The organism is Pseudomonas resinovorans NBRC 106553 (assembly GCF_000412695.1).
In the GTDB taxonomy this organism is placed as follows: domain Bacteria; phylum Pseudomonadota; class Gammaproteobacteria; order Pseudomonadales; family Pseudomonadaceae; genus Metapseudomonas; species Metapseudomonas resinovorans_A.
Genome location: NC_021499.1, coordinates 5,017,606 through 5,035,861, shown reverse-complemented (window position 1 = coordinate 5,035,861; position 18,256 = coordinate 5,017,606). Strand labels below are relative to the sequence as shown.

The following is an 18,256-nucleotide window of genomic DNA, read 5'->3' as shown; positions in this document are numbered from 1 at the left end:
GGTATCGCAAGCTCAGTGGAACGCCGCCCGACCCATCCTACGGGCGTTGGTCTTTCGCGCAATATGCGGGCGACGTAGGGGCGAGCTCTTAGCCATACATCCCATCCAGCAGCTCGGCGAAACGCCGTTCCACCACCGGGCGCTTGAGCTTCTGGGTCGGCGTCAGTTCGTCCTGCTCCTGGCTCAGCGGGCGTGGCAGCAGGGCCCAGGCCTTGAGTCGCTCGACCTGGGACAGCTCCGCGTTCACCGCGTCGACATGGGCCTGCAGGTCCGCCAGCAGGATTGGCGCCTGCAGCCAGTCGGCCGGCCCGCCCGGCAGGTCGTTGCGCCGGGCCCAGGCCTCCAGAAGCTGCGGGTCGAGGGCGAGCAGGGCGCTGAGGTACTTGCGCCGGTCGCCATGCACCAGCGCCTGGTCCACCAGTGGGTGCTGCTTGAGGCGTGCCTCGATGGGCGCTGGCGCGATGTTCTTGCCGCCGGCGGTGATGATGATTTCCTTCTTGCGTCCTGTGAGCCAGAGATAGCCCTGGTCGTCGAGCCGGCCGAGATCACCGCTGCGCAGCCAGCCGTCCTGGGTGAAGGTCTCGGCGGTCTTCTCCGGATTGCGGAAGTAGCCCTGGAACACCAGGGGGCCGCGTGCCAGCACCTCACCGTCATCGGCGATGCGCAGCTCGACGCCGGGCACCGCACGGCCCACCGAGCCGGCCTTGTCCCGGCCGCCCTCGTTGCTGGTCAGGAACGCGGTGGATTCGGACATGCCCCAGCCTTCGCAGAGCGGCAGGCCGAGCACGGAGAAGAACTCCACCAGCTGCGGGTCCAGCGGTGCGCCACCGCTCACCAGAACCTGGATGCGCGCGCCGAACAGGCGCTGGCGCAGCTTGTCGAGCACCAGCCGCCGGGCCAGCAGCAACGCCAGTCCGCCCTGGCGTTCGCCTCGGGCCTGTTGCAGGCCGGTGCGCAGCGCCCAGTCCAGCAGGCGCCGTTTGCCGGCCGGCATGGCGTCGCGCTGGGCCATGGCCGCGCCATGCAGCTTTTCGTACAGGCGCGGTACGCTGCCGAAGAAGTCCGGCCGCACCTCGGCCAGTGCCCTGGGTACATCGTTGATGTCCGGAACAAAGGCGGCCTGGGCACCGCACCAGAGGCGCTGGTAGTGGCCGATCACCCGCTCGCCGACGTGGGCCATCGGCAGGAAGGCCAGGCCGGTATAGCGTTGCGGCGGCAAGGGATAGGCGCTGATGGAAGCGAGCAGGTTGCCATGGCTGAGCATCGCCGCCTTGGGCTCGCCGGTGGTGCCGGAGGTGAACACCAGGTTGGCCAGGGCATCGCGATTCAGCGCCTGCCAGCGTTGCCGGACCCGCTCCGGGGGGATGTCGGCGAATGGCGTGAGGAAGGCGCCGAGGCCCTGGTGCCCGCTATCCGGCGCGGGCTCGTCGAGGCAGATGATCCGCAGGTCCTGGTGGGCCAGGGGGAGTGCCTGGATGGAGTGCTCGACGAACAGCAGTTTGCAGTCGGCCCGTTGCAATTGCTGGAGCGCCTGGGCCGGCGCAAGGCTCGGATACAGCCCGACGCTGACGGCGCCGACGCTGAGCACGGCGAAGTCCAGCAGGCTCCATTCCAGGCGGGTGCGGCTCCAGATCGCCACCCGGTCGCCGGGCTCCACGCCGGCGACGAGCAGCGCCCGGGCGTAGGCTTCGCTGCGGCGGGCGACCTCGCCCCAGTCGAGGCTTCGCCAGCCACCCGTTTCCTGTACCTGGGCGGCTGGCCAGTCCGGTGTGTGGCTGGCGCGCCAGGCGAGCAGGGCGGGAATGCTGGGCAGATCGGTGGGTGGTTGCTGTGTGGTCATCGAACACCTCCTGCGCTCGGTTGGACGGTCAGGGAATGGGCTGGCCCGAGTCGCGCTCCTTGACCGCCAGGGCAAAGCCGACCTCCTCGCAGCGGGCCTTGAAGCGCACGCCTTCCGGGCTGTGACGGGTGATGCCGTCGAACAGCGTGGCGAACATCTGGGTGGTTTCCAGACCCATGTTGTGGAAGGCCTGGTTGATCATCAGCTTCTGCATCATCAGCTGGTTTTTCGGGATGCCCTGCATGCGGCCGGTGAGTGCCTCGACGGCGGCATCCAGTTCGGTCAGCGGCACGCTCTGGTAGACCAGGCCCAGGCGCTGGGCTTCGCGGCCATCGATGAGGTCGCCGGTGAGCAGCATGCGCTTGGCCTTTTCCGGACCCAGGCGGTAGACCCACATGGCGGTGGTGGGACAGCCCCAGACCCGCGCCGGCGGGTAGCCGATCACCGCCTCGTCAGCCATGACGATCAGGTCGCAGCACAGGGCGATGTCGCTGCCGCCGGCCACGGCGGGGCCCTGGACCTTGGCGATCACCGGTTTGTAGCTGCGGAACAGGCTCATGAAGTGCTCGGTGTTCCGTTTCATCAGCGCGTAATCGACCATCGGGTCCCAGGGCATTTCCTGGCTGCCGTAGATGCCGCGCGGGTTCTCGGCGAAGAACTTCAGGTCGTAGCCGCTGCAGAAGCCCCGCCCGGCGCCGGTGAGCACGATGACATGGACGGCGTCGTCGGCATTGGCCCGCAGCACGGCGGCTTCGAGCTCGGCCGGCATGCGGTCGTCGATGGCGTTGAGGCGCTCCGGGCGATTCAGGGTGAGGGTGGCGACGCGGCCGTCCACCGCGTAGTGGACGCAGGACTCGGTCATGGAAAGCGCTCCGTTGTTTATTGTTGGTCGGGGCTTGGCGTGTCGGGATAAGTAAGTAAACTGAATTCACTTTTATTGTCTATCGCTTTCTTGAGTGCCCACATGTCAGACCTTTCCGCTAAAGCCCTGAGAACCCGTGCCAGCCTGCTGGACGCCGCCCGCGACGAGTTGCTGGAGCTGGGCGGTGGCCTGGAAGTGGGGCGGGTGGCGGAGCGGGCCGGGGTGTCGGTGGGCCTGATCTACCGCTACTTCAATTCCCGCGCGGGCTTGCTGGCGGCCGTGGCCGAGGATTTCCACGACCGCTACCAGGCCGAAGTGATGGCGGCCGACCCGCTGCCGGGGGCCGAGGACTGGTGCAGCCGCGAGGAACAGCGGGTGCGCCGCGCGGTGCAGTTCGTTTACGCCGAACCGCTGGCGCCGCTGCTGCTGGTGAGCCTGGCACGCGAGCCCGAGGTGGCGGCGCTGGAAGCCCAGCGCATCGCCGAGAACGTCCGTCAGGGCGCCGACAACATCCGCCGTGGCCAGGCTGCCGGGCAGCTGAACGCCAGCCTCGACCCGGAGCTGGTGTCGGCGATGATCCTCGGCGGCATGCACCAGGCGCTGCTGGAAGCCCTCGGCCGCTCACCCAGGCCGGCGGCGGAACAACTGTCGCGCCAGCTCTGGCATTTCATCCGTGGTGCCTTGGCGCCACTCCAGCCGTCATGACAAGAAGAAGAGGCCGCCATGCGCCATGCAACCCAGGTTGAACTGCTGAAGCGAACGCTGGCTCTGGTGGAGCGGGGCGTTTCCGATTGCGTCGAGGCGCCCTCATCCTTGCCGGTGGACGCCTACCTCGACGAGCAGCGCCACCGCCGCGAGCGTGACGAAATCCTGCGCTGCGAGCCATTGCTGGTGGCCCGTTCCAGCGAAATCGCCGCCGGGCACTTCATCACCCGCGACCTGCTCGCGCCGCTGCTGCTGACCCGTGATGGACAGGGCCGCCTGCGTGGCTTCCTGAATGTCTGCAAGCACCGTGGCACCCAGTTGGTGGGGGAGCCGGCCGGGGCCAATCGGGTGTTCGTCTGCCCCTACCACGCCTGGGCCTACAACCCCGACGGCCAGTTACGCGGCATCCCCCATGGCTACGGCTTCGAGGGCGTCGACCGCGCCTGCCTGAACCTCACCGAAGTGCCGGTGGCCGAACGCTTCGGCGCCGTCTGGGCGCGCCACTCGCCCGGGCCGGCACTGGACATGGACGCGTTCTTCGGCGAGCAGATCCTCGCCGACTTCGAGAGCTTCGCCCTGGACGATCATGTGGTCTTCGACCCCCGGGACATTCGCCGGCCGGTGAACTGGAAGCTGACCATCGATACCTTCCTGGAGAACTACCACGTCGCCAAGGCCCACCAGGCCACCATCGACCACCTGTTCTGGCCCAACCTCGGGCTGTTCGAGCGTTTCGGCCGACATATCCGCAACTACTACGTGAAGCGCAACCTGCGGGATGTCCTCGAGCAACCGGAAGACCAGTGGGACCTGCGCCGCCACGGCAACCTGCTGTACTTCCTTTGGCCCAACACCCTGGTGCTGGTGGAGCCGGACCATATCGACTTCTCCTCCGTGTTCCCCGACGGCCCGCTGGCCACCCGGGTGCTGGGCCATACCCTGCTGGCGGAGGAACCGGCCACCGACAAGGCGCGGCGCTACTTCGAGAAGAACAACGAGATTCTCTACTCGGCCCTGGAGGAGGACTTCGCCATGGCCGCGCGGGTCCAGGCGGGCATCCGGGCTGGCGCTGCAGATCGGCTCTGGCATGGGCGGTTCGAGCAGGCCTTGCGCTGGTTCCACCAGGGGTTGGATGAGGCACTGGGGGATCGGAGGGTGGAGGTTTTGGAAGGGTAGGGGGTTGGCATTGAGTTTTGGGGGCGGTAGTTCAGCTCATTGCTGCGCGTGCTGAGGTTTCTGTTTCGCCCTCCCGGGCGACTCCCTTTGGCAGTCGCCCCAAAGGAAGCAAAACGCTTGCCCCTGCATCCGGCCCCGGCTTCGCCGAGGTTCCCTCCTTCCCTCCTTGCTCCGGGGGCCCGCCGCGAAGGGCCATCCATGGCCCTGCGCGGCTCTCGCGGCATCCATGCCGCTCGTCCCCCTCCACAAGGATTCCACTCGGCCTCCTGAAGGGGCACTTTGCGCGGCGTCATCTCCTCAGCTTCGCTTTAGGCCGGTATCGGCAACAGGACGGCTTCGCGCTTGCTGTCAAGACCGTAGGATGGGTTGAGCGGAGCGATACCCATGCGGGCAGAGCTGATGGGTATCGCAAGCTCAACCCATCCTACGTTGCTCGGCAACGAGTAGAGCCGCCGGAGGCACCCCCCTCAACCGCCCACAAAAAAGCCCGGCACTAGGCCGGGCTTTTCACATCCATCGAGGCTCAAAGCGCCCCGAACACCTTCTTCGCCAGGCTGGTGGCGGCGCCTGCCGGGTTCTGGCGGATGCCGGCTTCCTGCTCGGCGATCATCTTGAACAGCCCGTCCAGGGCCTGCTCGGTCACGTAGCTCTCGACGTTCGCGCTCTTGGCGTCCACCACGCCGAAGCTCGCGGCCTGGCCGGCGAAGCTGTTGTATTGCTGGGCAAGACCGACCTTGTCGGTGGCCTGCTTGACGATGGGCAGGAACTTGGCGCGCAGCTGGTCGCGGCTGGTCTTGTTCAGGTACTGGGTGGCGGCGTCGTCCGGGCCACTGAGAATGCCCTTGGCGTCCTGCACGGTCATCTTCTTCACCGCATCCACCAGCAGTGCCTGGGCCTGGGGCATGGCGGCTTCGGCGGCCTTGTTCATGGTGTCTTCGAGCTGTTCCACCTGGGCGCCCATGCCCATCATCTTCATGGTCTTGGCGGCCTTGCCGAGATTGCCGGGCAATTCGATGCGAATGTCCGGGTTGTCGGCAAAGCCGCCCGGTTTGCCCAACTGCTGCACGGCGACCTTGGCGCCCTGGGTCAGGGCATCCTTCAGGCCGCCGGTGGCGTCCTGCTGGCTGAGGTCGGCCAGGGACAGGGCGAACGCGCTGGCGGACAGGGCGAGGCCGGCGCAAAGGGTGGCGAAGCGGATCATGGCTGCATCCTTGTGGCTGTCTGGGGGCGGTCCGGCTCAGCGGACGGGGTCGACCTTGATGCGCAGGGGGCGCGGGTCGGTGCCGTCGAGTTTAACCGAGTGGTGCTCGGTGCTGATGAACATGAGGCGGCCTTCGGACTCGATGCGCGCGCTCACGGCATAGCGGTGATTGGGCTGGACCTTGGCCGGGTCGTAGTCGAGACGGAAGCTCAGCGGCACCTGACCCTTCACCGGGCCCTCCTGGCGTGCCAGCTCCTTGGCCGGGGCGTCGGCCAGGGAAACGTCCTGCAGGCTGACGCTGAGGGTGGCTGTGGGCGGCAGGGCCATGCGTTGCAGGTAGAAGACCTCGCCTTCCAGATAGTGGGTTTGTTCGGTCGGCTGGCCGGCGCAGGCGGCCAACAGGCCGCTGGCGAGTATCAGGGGGAGTGCTTTCATCGGTACCTGGATTTCAGTGGGAGTGGATAGGACCCACTATAGAAGGCTTGGTGCGATGAATCATGGCGCCAGGTCAAGGCAGGTGACGCACATCGCCCCGTGGCCGGGGCGATGTGGGGGGAGTGACGTCAGTCGTCCAGGGTGGTGCTGGAGATGGCGTTGAGGGTGTCGTTGAACTGCACCGTCTCGTTGAAGGTCTTCACCAGGCCACGGAACCTGTCCTTGGCGCCGATCAGTTGCTTGAGCTTCTCGGCCAGTTCGTCGTCCCGGCGATTCAGCGCCACCTCGCGCTCGTCGAGGGCGTCGGCGCGCCGACGCAGGGCTTCGCCCAGCTCGTCATTGCGCTGCTTCTCCTGGCGCAGGGTGTCGCCGAGCTTGGCCGTGCTGCGATCACGGGCCTCGACGTTCTCGGCCAGGGCCTTGAGGGCCGCGCTGCGTTCGGCCAGGGCGCGGGCGTTGTCCTCGGCGGTGCGCTCCAGGTTGGCGACCTCGTGGGTCAGGCGGGCTTCCAGCAGGCGCAGCTGTTCTTCCTTGTCGGCGAGGATGCGTTCCTTCTCCTGGAGTTGCGTCTTGCGCTGGTCGAGCCCTTCCTGCTGCTTCATCGCGTCCAGGCGTTGCTGGGCCAGGCCCTTGGCCATGTCGGCCAGGGAGTCGAGGGTGTGTTGCACATCGCTGAGCACGTTGTCGGTGTCGCTGCCGAGGGCGGGCGCGCTGGACGAACTCTGGAGGGGTTCCTGGGGCAGGGCGGCAGGCTGCGTGCGGTTTTCTTCCATCGTGGCTGGCTCCACTTCAGGTTTCGCTGCTATCGGCTCCGGCTCCGCTTCCAGTTCCGGCTCGGGTTCCAGCTCCTCTGCCGGCTCCGGCTCCGGCTCCGGCTCCGGTTCCGGTTCCGGGGCTGCTTGCTGCTCGGGCTGCGGCGCCGCTGCGCTGGCTGCTTCCACCTCATGGGTGGCCTCCGGCTCCGGCTCGACTGCGGAATGCTCGATCGCATCCGGCAGGTTCAGTGCCTCCAGCACTTCCGCCAGCGGCGGCAAGGCGATCGGTTCGTCGTCGGCCTGCTCCTCACTATCGGCACCCTGCGCGACGGCGAAAGCCTCTACCTCGGCGGAATCGACCGGCGTCGGCAGGCTGTAGTCCACGCCCAGGGCGAGGCTGTCGATGCGCGGGATGGTGGGCGCCGCCGCGGGTTCGTCCACCGGGGAGGGTGTGGTGGCGGAAAGGGGGGCGCCGGTGTTGGCATGGCCGCGCGTGGCGATCAGCTTGTGCACCGAGCTGCGGTTGACCGACAGGCAGCGGTGCGAGGCTGCGGCTGCGGGCTGCTGACCGTCGCCGGTGATGTCGCCCTTGAGGTCGACGAAGTGGAAGTCCGGGGTGTTGGATTCGCTCACTGCCCATCTCCCTTGGTGATCTGCTTGAGTACCTGCACCGCGCACTGCCACTCCTGCTCGGACGCCAGGTTTTCCAGGCGGTAGCCGTTGTCCTGGGGCACGGCGCTGGCCACGTAGATCTTGGCGGTGCCGTGGCGACCCTCTTCGTTGAGGGTGTAGACGAGGATGTTGCGGTCGATCTCGGGGATCGCGAAGGTGCACAGGATGGCGGCGTTCACCTGCTCCTGGGCGTCGTTCTCGACGGTGATGGTTCTTAGCAGCATGGAGGGTTCTTCCGTATTCGGGGCTGTTGTGCGGTCCGGGACAGCGCAACATCGAATGGTACGGAGGGGACTCTCAGCACGCCTGTCAGAAGATTCTCATAGTTGCATGAGAACTGGCCTGGTTTAGCGTGCAGGGCAGCTGCCGGGCCCGGAGGCCCGGCGCGGTGGGTTCAGCCGGCTTCCGCAGGGGCTTGCGGCTCCGTCTCGGCTTGGCGATCGAGGGCCACCTGGCGGATCGACAGGCGGATTTCGGCCGGCAGCACCCGCTTGGCGGCGCCTTCGGCCAACTCGCCGAGCAACTCGTGATAGCCCAGCTTGCCGGCTTCGTCGCGGCGCAGTACGTGCTGGTCCAGCAGGGTCTGGATGAAGTGGCGGAACAGCGTCTTGTCGAAGAACTCGGGGGCGTTCAGGCCGTGGAGGATCGACAGGCGCTGGGCCATCACGGTGCAGAGGTCTTCCAGTTCCTCGGCGCTGAGCTGGTTCTGCCCGGCGTTCAGCAGCAAGGCGATGGCCATGTAGAAGCGCTGCAGGGTCTGGACGATGGCGCGCGCCAGCAGGGTCAGCAGGACGAACTGCCGCGAACTGGGTGCCGGACGCACGTAGACGTCGCCTTCCACCTTCAGCAGGCCCTGCTCGACGAAGGCCGCCAGCCACTGGTCCACCACACCCTCCAGTTCGCTGGCGTCCCAGCGGATGAACAGCTCCGCCTGCAGGTAGGGGTAGAGCGCGCGGGTGTAGCGCAGGATCTGCTCGCGGCTCATCCGCGCGCTGCTCTGGAAGAAGCAGGCCAGCAGGGCCGGCAGGGCGAACACGTGGAGCACGTTGTTGCGGTAGTAGGTCATCAGGACGGCGTTCTGCTCGTCCAGGTAGAGGATCTTGCCCAGGGCGTCTTTCTGCTCGGCCAGCAGGTTCATGCTCTGCACGTACTGGATCAGCGCCTGGCCGTCGCCTTCGGGCAGGGTGGCGTGGGGCGAGTAGGGCACCGCGCGCAGCAGGGCCAGGTAGAGGTCGAGCACGCGGGTCAGGGCGCGTTCGTCCAGGGCCAGGCGGCTGGTGGAGAGCAGCGCCAGGGCCACCAGGTTGACCGGGTTGATCGCCGCCGCGTCGTTGAGGTGGCGGGCGATACGCACGGCCAACTGGTTGGTGGTGTCGTTGAGCCAGGCCGGGCGGTACTGCGGGCCCAGCTCCTGGCTACGCCAGTCGGGCTGCTGCTGGTCGAGGAACTCGGCCAGGCGGATGGGCTCGCCGAAGTTCACCGCCACGCTGCCGAAACGCTGCTTGAGGGCGCCGATGACCTTGAACAGGTCGAAGATGGATTCCTTCTTCTTGCTCGCGCCGCGCAGCTCGCCCAGGTAGGTGCGGCCTTCCAGTACCCGCTCGTAGCCGATGTACACCGGGACGAAGACGATGGGCAGGCGCGAGGAGCGCAGGAAGCTGCGCAGGGTGATGGCGAGCATGCCGGTCTTGGGGTGGAGCATGCGCCCGGTGCGCGAGCGGCCGCCTTCGACGAAGTACTCCACCGGGAAGCCGCGGCTGAACAGGGTGTGCAGGTACTCGTTGAACACGGCGGTGTACAGCGGGTTGCCCTTGAAGGTGCGGCGCATGAAGAAGGCGCCGCCGCGACGCAGCAGGCCGCCGATCACCGGCATGTTGAGGTTGATGCCGGCGGCGATGTGCGGCGGCGTCAGGCCATTGCGGAACAGCAGGTAGGACAGCAGCAGGTAGTCGATGTGGCTGCGGTGGCAGGGCACATAGATGACTTCATGGCCCTGGGCGATCTCCTGCACACCTTCGATGTGGTTGACCTTGATCCCCTCGTAGAGCTTGTTCCAGAACCAGGACAGCACCACTTCGAGGAAGCGGATGGCGGTGTAGGCATAGTCCGAGGCGATCTCGTTGCCGTACTTCAGCGCCTGTGCTTCGGCGGTGGCCTGGCTGATCTTTTCCCGTTCGGCCTCGTCGGCGATCGCCTGGCGCACCTGCGGACCGCGCACCAGGCCCTTGACCAGGTTGCGGCGGTGGGAGAGGTCCGGGCCGATCACGGCGGTCTTCTGGTTGCGGAAATGCACCCGCAGGATGCGGTTGACCATGCGCAGGGTGCGCTCCGGGCCCTTGTCCTGCTCCACCAGCTCGCGCAGGTGGATGGGGGCGGAGAACTGCACGCGGGTCTTGCGACCGAGGATGAGGATGCTGACCAGCTTGCGCAGGCGCCCGGTCACCGCCCAGCTATCGGCGAAGAGCAGCTTCCAGGGGCTGGTCTCGCGGTCCGGCGACTGGCCCCAGAACACCGTCACCGGAATGATCTGCGCGTCGTCCACGGCGTGCTGCTGGAGGGCGCCCAGTACCCGTACCAGGGTAGGGGAGGCGCCACGCTTGTCCTGCCCGCCGAACCAGCCGGGCTCCGGCGCCAGGTAGAAGAAGGCGGCGGGCTCCAGCAGGTCGCCCACCGCCACCGGCAGCACCGGGCGCGGCAGGCCGGCCTTGGTGCACTCCCGGTCCACCACCGCCAGGTCGCTGGCCGAAGGCTGCTGCAGCACGTAGAACACCGGTTTGCTGCGATCGAGCTTCAGGGTGAAGGCGGACTGGTTGATGGTTTCCGAGCGCACCCAGAGATACAGCAGGCGGCGCAAGGTGCCGAAGACGAGTCGGCGGAAGGGGGAGCGGGTCATGGGGCGGGAATGCTGTGAAACGAGCGATTGCTCGGGGCGGCTAGTTTGCCGTATTCGCTGCTGGGTCGCAAAAACGGCCTAGGCTGTCGCGATCGACGGATATTTCCTGCAACTTCTAGCAAAGTGGCCGTCTTGCAAATCCGCTGGACGACTACTTATATTCCGCCGTCGTTTTTTGCAGGGCCCCGGCGGCCGGCATGGCCAGGGGCTGCTCCCTTCGGGACGAGAGGCCATGATAGAGATAACCAGTCTGACCAAGCGCTTTGCGCAGCATACCGCCGTGGACAACCTGTCTTTCAGCGTCGCACCGGGGGAGGTGTTGGGTTTCCTCGGTCCCAACGGCGCCGGCAAATCCACCACCATGAAGATGCTCACCGGCTTCCTGGCGCCGACCTCAGGTAGCGCCAGCATCTTCGGCTTCGATATCCAGAGCCAGACCCTCAAGGCCCAGCGGGAAATCGGCTACCTGCCCGAAGGCGCGCCCTGCTATGGCGACATGACGGTGCGCGGCTTCCTCGAGTTCATCGCCGAAGTCCGCGGCTTCCGCGGCGCGGCGAAGAAGGAACGGGTGGCCCGTGCGGCCGCTCAGGTCGAGCTGGAAAACGTCCTCGGGCAAACCATCGATACCCTCTCCAAGGGCTTCAAGCGCCGCGTGGGCCTGGCCCAGGCGATTCTCCACGATCCCCGCGCGCTGATCCTCGACGAACCCACCGATGGCCTCGATCCGAACCAGAAGCACCAGGTGCGCCAACTGATCCGGAGCCTCGCCGAGGACAAGATCGTGATCATTTCCACCCACATCCTCGAAGAGGTCACCGCGGTGTGCACCCGCGCGCTGGTGATCGCCTCCGGCAAGGTGGTGGCCGACGGTACGCCGTTCGAGCTGGAAAGCCGCTCGCGCTATCACCAGGCGGTGACCCTGGTGGCCGATGGGCCGCTGGACATGCTGGCCCTGGCGCTGCTGCCGGGCGTCGCCGGTCTCGAGGAAAACGCCGTGCAGGGCAGTCTGACCATCCTCGCCAAGCCGGGCGAGGTGATCTTCCCGCAGGTGAACCAACTGATTCACCAGCGTGGCTGGAAAGTGAAGGAGCTGGACGTGGAGCGCGGTCGTCTCGATGAAGTGTTCCGCCGACTGACGCGGGGAGAAGCGGCATGAGACAACTGCCGGTGATTTTCAAACGCGAGCTGGCGAGCTACTTCGCCACCCCGCTGGCCTATGTGTTCATCGTGATCTTCCTGGTGCTGTCCGGGGTGTTCACCTTCTACCTGGGCGGTTTCTACGAAAGCGGCCAGGCGAGCCTGGTGGCCTTCTTCAATTTCCACCCCTGGCTCTACCTGTTCCTGGTGCCGGCCATCGCCATGCGGCTCTGGGCCGAGGAGCGCAAGTCCGGCTCCATCGAGTTGCTGATGACCCTGCCGATCACCCGCTTCGAGGCGGTCACCGGCAAGTTCCTCGCCGCCTGGGCCTTCGCCGGCCTGGCGCTGCTGCTGACCTTCCCCATGGTGCTGACCGTCAACTACCTGGGGGAGCCGGACAACGGCGCCATCATCACCGGCTACATCGGCTCCTGGCTGTTGGCAGGTGCCTTCCTCGCCATCGGCTCGTGCATGTCGGCGCTGGCGAAGAACCAGGTGATCGCCTTCATCCTCGCCGTCAGCGTGTGCTTCCTGTTTATCGTCAGCGGCTTCCCCCTGGTGCTCGACGCCTTCAGTGGCTGGGCGCCGCAGTGGTTGCTGGACGCCGTGGCGTCCTTGAGCTTCCTGACCCGTTTCGATGCCATCAGCAAAGGCGTGATCGACCTGCGTGACCTGCTTTACTTCGTCACCCTGATCGCCGCCTGGCTGGCCGCCACTGCTGTGGTGGTGGACCTGAAGAAGGCCGACTGAACATGAAAAGAACACTGTATTCCGGTGCCGGGCTGCTGCTGATCGCCCTGGCCTTCCTGGCATTCAACATGCTCTCCGGGCTGACCCTGACCAATGCGCGGGTCGACCTCACCGAGCAGAAGCTCTACACCATCTCCGACGGGACCCGGAAAATCCTTGGCGAGATCGACGAGCCGATCAACCTGTACTTCTTCTACTCCGACAAGAGCGCCAAGGACCTGATGGGCCTGCGCAACTACGCGCGGCGCGTGGAAGAAATGCTCAAGGCCTACGAGCGCGCCGCTGACGGCAAGATAAAGCTCCACGTAGTCGACCCCGAGCCCTTCTCCGAGGACGAGGACAAGGCGGCGGAATTCGGCCTGCAGGCGGTGCCGCTGCAGCAGGGCGGCGACCAGGTCTACTTCGGCCTGGCCGGGACCAACAGCGTCGATCACACCCAGATCATTCCGTTCTTCCCCCTGGACCAGGAGGAATTCCTCGAGTACGAGATCAGCCGCCTGGTGCAGAGCCTGGCCAAGCCGGAGCGCCCGGTGGTGGGTGTGATGTCCGGGCTGCAGCTCAACGGTGGCTTCGACATGGCGACCCGCCAGCCCACCGCACCCTGGATGGTGATGGAGGAAATCCGCCAGCTGTTCCAGATCGAGAGCCTCAAGAGCGACATCGACCAGATCCTCGAGAAGGTCTCGGTGTTGCTGCTGGTGCATCCGAAAGACCTGCCGCAGCAGACCCAGTACGCCATCGACCAGTTCGTACTGCGCGGCGGCAAGCTGCTGGTCTTCGTCGACCCCCTGAGCGAAGCCGACAGCGGCATGGAAATGCCGGGCGAGCCGGGGGGCGAACGGGGCTCGAGCCTGGATGCTCTGTTCAAGGCCTGGGGCGTGCAGATGCTGCCGGGCAAGATACTCGGTGACGGCGCCAACGCCATGTCGGTGAGCATGGGCCAGGACAAGCCGCCGGCGCGCCACGCCGCCTGGCTCAACCTGCCCAGCCATAGTCTCGACCAGAGCGACGTGAGCACCGCCGGCCTGGAGAACATCACCGTAGCCACCGCCGGTATCCTGCGGCCGCTGGACGGCGCCAAGACCCATTTCCTGCCGCTGATCCAGAGCTCCGAATACTCGATGCCCTTCGACGTGCAGCGCTTCACCATGCTCGCCGACCCCGAGGAACTGATCCGTGAGCTCGAGCCCACCGGCGAGCGCTACACCGTGGCGGCGCGCATCAGCGGCCCGGCGCAGACGGCCTTCCCCGAGGGCATCGAGGGCCAGAAGGACGGCCTGAAGGCGGCGGACAACATCAACGTGATCGCCGTCGCCGACACCGATCTCCTCAGCGATCGCATGTGGGTGCAGGTGCAGGACTTCTTCGGCCAGCGCGTGCCGCAGCCCTGGGCCGACAACGCCGGCTTCGCCATCAACGCCCTGGACAACCTGGCCGGCTCCGAGGCGTTGATCAGCGTGCGCTCCCGTGGTCGCTTCAGCCGTCCGTTCGATGTGGTGGAGAAACTCCAGCGCGATGCCGAGGTGAAGTTCCGTGAGCAGGAGCAGGAGCTCCAGCAGCGCCTGGCCGACACCGAGCAGAAGCTGGCTACCCTGCAGCAGAACCAGGACCCGGCCAAGGCCCTGGAGCTGACGCCGGAGCAACAGGCGGCACTGCAGCAGTTCGTCCAGGAGAAGCTGCGCATCCGCAAGGAACTGCGTGACGTGCGCTTCCAGCTCAATTCCAGCATCGAGGACCTGGGCCGCAAGCTGAAATTCATCAACATCGCCCTGGTACCGCTGGTGCTGACCCTGGGCGTACTGGTGCTGTGGTTCTGGCGCCGTCGGCGCAAGGCCTGAGGAGTAGAACATGGGACGCAAAGGCCTGATCTTCCTCGCACTGCTGGCCGCCGGCCTGGGCGCAGCCTGGTTCATCCAGCAGGACAGCCGGCGGCCTGAGCCGCAGCCGTCCAGCGCCAGTCGGGAACTCCTGCTGCCGGGATTGCAGGGCAATCTGGCCAGCGTGACCACCATCGAGGTACGGCGCCCGGGTCAGCCCGACCTGCGCCTGGCGCGCCAGGGCGAACGCTGGGTGGTGCCGGCCAAGGCCGACTCCCCGGTATCCGCCCAGCCCGTGGCGACCCTGCTACGGGCCCTGGTCGAGGCACGCAAGGTCGAGGCCAAGACCGCCAATCCCGAGCTGCATGGCCGCGTCGGCCTGGCCGACAAGGGCGGGGCGGAGGCGCAGGGCATCCACATCAAGCTGGAGCGCGGCGCCGAGCCGCCCCTGGAGCTGCTGGTGGGCAAGCCGGCGCAGCAGGGCAAGGGCCAACTGGTGCGCCTCTATGGCGACAACCAGGTCTGGCTGGTGGACCAGCCCATGCCGCTGCCGGCGACCGAGCTCGACTGGCTGGATCGCCGCGTGGCCGAGATCCCCTTCGCCAGCATTCGCCAGGTGGAGGTGCTCTACCCCAACGGCAGCCGCATGACCGTCTACCGTGACGCATTCGGGGAGCCCAACCTCAAGCTCAAGGAACTGCCCAAGGGGCGCCAGCTGGCCCATGAGGCGGCGGCCAACGGCCCGGCGATGCTGTTCTCGAGCCTGCTGTTCGCCGACAACGCTCCCCTGGAACAGGTGCAGTTCAAGGACAAGCCCGTCATGCAATTCAACCTGCAGACCTTCGACGGCGGCGAGTTGCGTGGCGAGATCCATATCCAGGGCGAACAGGCCTGGCTGGTGCTCAAGAGCAAGGAAAAACTCACCGAAGAACAGGTGCCGGGAAGACTGGACTGGGCTTATCGGATCGAACCTTCGCAGTTCCATGCACTGGCCCGGGAACTTGAAGACCTGCTTGCCAAGAAGTAGTGCAAGTTAATCAGGCAAGGCGGTAAATCGGACAATAGATAGTTCGATTCCGCCTTTGCCAGTGCCCCATTTTGTACTTCAAAAGTACTAAAAAGGGGCGTCAAGCCCGCGCCACACGGCCATTCTGCACTGTCATAAAAAAGTGCTTTTCAGCGTGAACTCTTGTCGTATACTCCGGTCGCGGTCATAAAAAGAACGCCATTCGAAATACCCGCTCCAAGCTTGCTCGGCAGGGGTTGGATATAACAAGAAGAACGTCTTTACCGTACCGTCGAAACCCCCACCAAAGGGGGTACACAACAAAATTGCGAGTTGGAGAGAGCAGTAATGGCTGATCGTGAGGTCGGAACCGTCAAGTGGTTCAATGACGCCAAGGGCTATGGTTTCATTCAGCGCGAAAGCGGTCCTGATGTATTCGTTCACTACCGCGCTATCCGCGGCGAGGGCCATCGCTCTCTGCTGGAAGGCCAGAAGGTGGAGTTCTCCGTGATCCAGGGTCAAAAGGGCCTGCAGGCGGAAGACGTCGCCAAGGTCTAAGACTCAAATGCAAAAGGCCCGTCACTGACGGGCCTTTTGCTTTCTGCGATTCCTGGTCAGCTGTTCCGATGGTTCACTCGGTGCGCCAGACGAACTCTTCCTCGCCGTGCGCGTTCACCTTGATCCAGCGGTCGGCGTCCTCTTCACCCTGTGCTTCCTGCCAGCCACCCGGCGCGCAGCGGACTTCCACCCCGAGGGCCGCGAAGGCCGCGCGGGCGCAACCCAGGTCATCCTCCCAGGGCGTGGCGTCGCTCTCCAGGTAGAGGCTGTGCCATTTGCCCACGGCCTTGGGCAGCCAGGTGACCGGGACATCCCCGGCCAGGCACTTGTAGGTCTGGCCCTTCTGCTGCCAGGGGCTGCAGGAGCCCAGCGCCGCGGTGAGCCAGGCGGTGACGGCTTCCTGGTCGGCATCCTTGAGGTAGATCTCGATGTCGGGTTGGCGCATGGAAAACTCCTATATCTTCTCGATCCAATCGTAGCGAATGGACACCGTCACATCGAAGGCCTCGGCGACGACCGCCGCGCGGCGCTCGGCGCTGGCGCGCCAGCCGTGCGGGGTCATGGACAGTAGGTCGGCGCGGGCCTGGGCATCGGCCAGGTGCAGGCGGTAGGTCAGCGTTTCGCTGTGGACCGCGCGCATGCCCTCGGGGATTTGGGTCAGGTGCTTCTCGTCGTCGTAGTCGCGGACTTCGTCATAGAGTTTTTCCCGCAGCTCCATCAGGTGCTCGCGGGTCGGCCCCATGCGCAGCAGGCCGCCGCCGGGCGCCAGCAGGCGCAGCGCCTCCTGCCAGTCCAGCGGGCTGAAGACGCTGGCCAGCAGTTGGCAGCTGGCGTCGGCCAGGGGTACCCGCGCCATGCTCGCCACCAGCCAGTGCAGTTGCGGAGCACGTCGGCAGGCGCGTTTCACCGCTTCCCGGGAGATATCCAGGGCATAGCCGTCGGTGGCTGGCAGGGCCATGGCCAACTGGCCGGTGTAGTAGCCCTCGCCACAGCCGATATCCAGCCAGCGGTCCGGGTCGCGCTCGGCGGCAAGCGCCGCCAGGCGATTGGCCAGGGGGGCGTAGTGGCCGGCGTCGAGGAAGCGCCGGCGGGCCTCGACCATGGTGGCGTTGTCGCCCGGGTCGCGGCTGTTCTTGTGCTGCACCGGCAGCAGGTTGTAGTAGCCCTGGCGCGCGCGGTCGAAGCTGTGATTGGCCGGGCACACCAGGCCCTGGTCGCGGGCGCTCAGGGCACCCTGGCAGAGGGGGCAGATGAGTTTCATTGGGCGAGCAGGCGAACCAGGGTCTGCTGGTAGATATCGGTGAGCAGGTCGAGGTCGCTGGCCAGCACGCGCTCGTTCACCTGGTGGATGGTGGCATTGACCGGGCCGAGTTCCACCACCTGGGTACCCATGGTGGCGATGAAGCGGCCGTCGGAGGTGCCACCGCTGGTGGAAGGCGTGGTGTCGCGGCCGGTGATGGCCTTGATGCTGGCCGATACGGCGTCCAGCAGCTCACCCGGCTCGGTGAGGAAGGGCAGGCCGGACAGGGCCCACTCCAGGTGATAGTCCAGCTTGTGCTTGTCGAGGATGGCCTCGACGCGGCGCTGCAGGCCTTCCACGGTGGATTCGGTGGAGAAGCGGAAGTTGAACACCGCCACCAGGTCGCCGGGGATCACGTTGGTGGCGCCGGTGCCGGAATTGACGTTGGACACCTGGAAGCTGGTGGGCGGGAAGAATTCGTTGCCGTCGTCCCAATGCTCGGCGGCGAGTTCCGCCAGGGCCGGCGCGGCCAGGTGGATGGGGTTCTTCGCCAGGTGCGGGTAGGCCACGTGGCCCTGCACGCCGCGCACGGTCAGCTTGCAGCCGAGGGAGCCGCGACGGCCGTTCTTCACCACGTCACCCACCAGGGAGGTGCTCGACGGCTCGCCGACGATGCACCAGTCCAGGCGCTCGCCACGGGCGGCCAGGCGTTCGACCACGGCCTTGGTCCCGTGGTGGGCCGGGCCTTCTTCGTCACTGGTGATCAGGAAGGCGATGGCGCCCTTGTGCTGGGGGTGTTCGGCGACGAAACGCTCCACGGCGATGACCATGGACGCGAGGCTGCCCTTCATGTCCGCCGCGCCACGGCCGCAGAGCATGCCCTGGTCGTCGATCAGTGCATCGAAGGGCTGGTGCTGCCAGGCCTGAACCGGGCCGGTGGGAACCACGTCGGTATGGCCGGCGAAGCAGAGCACCGGACCCTCGTTGCCACGAATGGCCCAGAAGTTCTCCACGTCCTCGATGCGCATGCGCTCGATGCGGAAGCCCACGGCTTCCAGCCGGCGCATCATCAGGTCCTGGCAGCCTTCGTCGACCGGGGTGACGGACGGGCGGCGGATAAGCTCGCAGGCGAGTTCGAGGGTGGGGGACAGGGCAGACATGAAAGGCTCCGGGAAGCAGCGCGGCAACTGAGGGGTGAAAAGGCGGATA

Annotated in this window: 17 protein-coding genes; 7 read left to right on the top strand and 10 right to left on the bottom strand. The window is 66.3% G+C overall.

Annotation, left to right across the window (positions count from 1 at the left end; all coding sequences use genetic code 11):
* Nucleotides 1-88 precede the first annotated feature (88 nt).
* Together PCA10_RS22665 and PCA10_RS22660 are read right to left on the bottom strand one after the other, a co-directional pair.
* Complete coding sequence (locus PCA10_RS22665; protein WP_016494422.1) at nucleotides 89-1,840, bottom strand: AMP-dependent synthetase/ligase; 1,752 nt, start codon at nucleotides 1,838-1,840, stop codon at nucleotides 89-91.
* A 28-nt stretch (nucleotides 1,841-1,868) separates the two neighbouring features.
* Complete coding sequence (locus PCA10_RS22660) at nucleotides 1,869-2,702, bottom strand: crotonase/enoyl-CoA hydratase family protein (RefSeq protein ID WP_016494421.1); 834 nt, start codon at nucleotides 2,700-2,702, stop codon at nucleotides 1,869-1,871.
* Nucleotides 2,703-2,804: 102 nt separating this feature from the next.
* Between PCA10_RS22660 and PCA10_RS22655 the strand changes: the two genes are divergently transcribed.
* Entirely contained in the window at nucleotides 2,805-3,407 is a 603-nt protein-coding gene (locus PCA10_RS22655) for a TetR/AcrR family transcriptional regulator (protein ID WP_016494420.1), read from the top strand.
* 18 nt (nucleotides 3,408-3,425) lie between these two features.
* Nucleotides 3,426-4,583, top strand: coding sequence for an aromatic ring-hydroxylating oxygenase subunit alpha (locus PCA10_RS22650; protein WP_016494419.1), 1,158 nt, complete (start codon nucleotides 3,426-3,428; stop codon nucleotides 4,581-4,583).
* A gap of 523 nt (nucleotides 4,584-5,106) precedes the next feature.
* Here PCA10_RS22650 and PCA10_RS22645 read toward each other — a convergent pair.
* From PCA10_RS22645 to plsB, 5 genes are all read right to left on the bottom strand, one after another.
* Nucleotides 5,107-5,784 (bottom strand): DUF4197 domain-containing protein, encoded by a 678-nt coding sequence (locus PCA10_RS22645; RefSeq protein WP_016494418.1) that lies wholly within the window; start codon nucleotides 5,782-5,784, stop codon nucleotides 5,107-5,109.
* 36 nt (nucleotides 5,785-5,820) lie between these two features.
* A complete protein-coding gene (locus PCA10_RS22640; RefSeq protein ID WP_016494417.1) occupies nucleotides 5,821-6,219 on the bottom strand; it encodes a YbaY family lipoprotein in 399 nt (132 codons plus the stop codon).
* Between the two features lie 128 nt (nucleotides 6,220-6,347).
* Nucleotides 6,348-7,607 (bottom strand): hypothetical protein, encoded by a 1,260-nt coding sequence (locus PCA10_RS22635; RefSeq protein WP_016494416.1) that lies wholly within the window; start codon nucleotides 7,605-7,607, stop codon nucleotides 6,348-6,350.
* A complete protein-coding gene (locus PCA10_RS22630) occupies nucleotides 7,604-7,870 on the bottom strand; it encodes a hypothetical protein (RefSeq protein WP_016494415.1) in 267 nt (88 codons plus the stop codon). Before PCA10_RS22630 ends, PCA10_RS22635 begins: the two co-directional genes overlap by 4 nt.
* A gap of 170 nt (nucleotides 7,871-8,040) precedes the next feature.
* Nucleotides 8,041-10,539, bottom strand: coding sequence for a glycerol-3-phosphate 1-O-acyltransferase PlsB (gene plsB / locus PCA10_RS22625; RefSeq protein WP_016494414.1), 2,499 nt, complete (start codon nucleotides 10,537-10,539; stop codon nucleotides 8,041-8,043).
* Nucleotides 10,540-10,771: 232 nt separating this feature from the next.
* Here plsB and PCA10_RS22620 point away from each other — a divergent pair, with 232 nt between their 5' ends.
* From PCA10_RS22620 to PCA10_RS22600, 5 genes are all read left to right on the top strand, one after another.
* A complete protein-coding gene (locus tag PCA10_RS22620; RefSeq protein WP_016494413.1) occupies nucleotides 10,772-11,695 on the top strand; it encodes an ABC transporter ATP-binding protein in 924 nt (307 codons plus the stop codon).
* A complete protein-coding gene (locus tag PCA10_RS22615) occupies nucleotides 11,692-12,426 on the top strand; it encodes an ABC transporter permease subunit (protein ID WP_016494412.1) in 735 nt (244 codons plus the stop codon). Before PCA10_RS22620 ends, PCA10_RS22615 begins: the two co-directional genes overlap by 4 nt.
* 2 nt (nucleotides 12,427-12,428) lie before the next feature.
* Nucleotides 12,429-14,264 carry a GldG family protein gene (locus PCA10_RS22610; RefSeq protein ID WP_016494411.1) on the top strand — a complete coding sequence of 612 codons (1,836 nt, stop codon included), beginning with the start codon at nucleotides 12,429-12,431 and terminating at the stop codon, nucleotides 14,262-14,264.
* 10 nt (nucleotides 14,265-14,274) lie between these two features.
* Nucleotides 14,275-15,270, top strand: coding sequence for a DUF4340 domain-containing protein (locus tag PCA10_RS22605; RefSeq protein ID WP_016494410.1), 996 nt, complete (start codon nucleotides 14,275-14,277; stop codon nucleotides 15,268-15,270).
* A 327-nt stretch (nucleotides 15,271-15,597) separates the two neighbouring features.
* Nucleotides 15,598-15,807 (top strand): cold-shock protein, encoded by a 210-nt coding sequence (locus PCA10_RS22600; RefSeq protein WP_016494409.1) that lies wholly within the window; start codon nucleotides 15,598-15,600, stop codon nucleotides 15,805-15,807.
* Between the two features lie 73 nt (nucleotides 15,808-15,880).
* Here PCA10_RS22600 and PCA10_RS22595 read toward each other — a convergent pair whose 3' ends face one another.
* From PCA10_RS22595 to dapE, 3 genes are read right to left on the bottom strand one after another with little or no spacing between them, the layout of a single operon-like run.
* Nucleotides 15,881-16,252, bottom strand: coding sequence for a hypothetical protein (locus PCA10_RS22595; protein WP_016494408.1), 372 nt, complete (start codon nucleotides 16,250-16,252; stop codon nucleotides 15,881-15,883).
* Between the two features lie 9 nt (nucleotides 16,253-16,261).
* On the bottom strand, nucleotides 16,262-17,068 hold the full coding sequence (locus PCA10_RS22590; protein ID WP_016494407.1) for a putative RNA methyltransferase: 807 nt from the start codon (nucleotides 17,066-17,068) through the stop codon (nucleotides 16,262-16,264).
* The gene (dapE, locus tag PCA10_RS22585) at nucleotides 17,065-18,207 is read right to left on the bottom strand and encodes a succinyl-diaminopimelate desuccinylase (RefSeq protein ID WP_016494406.1); all 1,143 of its coding nucleotides are present in this window, start codon (nucleotides 18,205-18,207) and stop codon (nucleotides 17,065-17,067) included. Before dapE ends, PCA10_RS22590 begins: the two co-directional genes overlap by 4 nt.
* Between the last annotated feature and the right edge of the window lie 49 nt (nucleotides 18,208-18,256).

Excerpts from the sequence above, each read along its gene's own strand:
- PCA10_RS22665 (WP_016494422.1), bottom strand. The coding sequence starts at position 1,840 with ATGACCACACAGCAACCACCCACCGATCTGCCCAGCATTCCCGCCCTG.
- PCA10_RS22660 (WP_016494421.1), bottom strand. The coding sequence starts at position 2,702 with ATGACCGAGTCCTGCGTCCACTACGCGGTGGACGGCCGCGTCGCCACC.
- PCA10_RS22655 (WP_016494420.1), top strand. The coding sequence starts at position 2,805 with ATGTCAGACCTTTCCGCTAAAGCCCTGAGAACCCGTGCCAGCCTGCTG.
- PCA10_RS22650 (WP_016494419.1), top strand. The coding sequence starts at position 3,426 with ATGCGCCATGCAACCCAGGTTGAACTGCTGAAGCGAACGCTGGCTCTG.
- PCA10_RS22645 (WP_016494418.1), bottom strand. The coding sequence starts at position 5,784 with ATGATCCGCTTCGCCACCCTTTGCGCCGGCCTCGCCCTGTCCGCCAGC.
- PCA10_RS22640 (WP_016494417.1), bottom strand. The coding sequence starts at position 6,219 with ATGAAAGCACTCCCCCTGATACTCGCCAGCGGCCTGTTGGCCGCCTGC.
- PCA10_RS22630 (WP_016494415.1), bottom strand. The coding sequence starts at position 7,870 with ATGCTGCTAAGAACCATCACCGTCGAGAACGACGCCCAGGAGCAGGTG.
- plsB (WP_016494414.1), bottom strand. The coding sequence starts at position 10,539 with ATGACCCGCTCCCCCTTCCGCCGACTCGTCTTCGGCACCTTGCGCCGC.
- PCA10_RS22620 (WP_016494413.1), top strand. The coding sequence starts at position 10,772 with ATGATAGAGATAACCAGTCTGACCAAGCGCTTTGCGCAGCATACCGCC.
- PCA10_RS22615 (WP_016494412.1), top strand. The coding sequence starts at position 11,692 with ATGAGACAACTGCCGGTGATTTTCAAACGCGAGCTGGCGAGCTACTTC.
- PCA10_RS22610 (WP_016494411.1), top strand. The coding sequence starts at position 12,429 with ATGAAAAGAACACTGTATTCCGGTGCCGGGCTGCTGCTGATCGCCCTG.
- PCA10_RS22605 (WP_016494410.1), top strand. The coding sequence starts at position 14,275 with ATGGGACGCAAAGGCCTGATCTTCCTCGCACTGCTGGCCGCCGGCCTG.
- PCA10_RS22600 (WP_016494409.1), top strand. The coding sequence starts at position 15,598 with ATGGCTGATCGTGAGGTCGGAACCGTCAAGTGGTTCAATGACGCCAAG.
- PCA10_RS22595 (WP_016494408.1), bottom strand. The coding sequence starts at position 16,252 with ATGCGCCAACCCGACATCGAGATCTACCTCAAGGATGCCGACCAGGAA.
- PCA10_RS22590 (WP_016494407.1), bottom strand. The coding sequence starts at position 17,068 with ATGAAACTCATCTGCCCCCTCTGCCAGGGTGCCCTGAGCGCCCGCGAC.
- dapE (WP_016494406.1), bottom strand. The coding sequence starts at position 18,207 with ATGTCTGCCCTGTCCCCCACCCTCGAACTCGCCTGCGAGCTTATCCGC.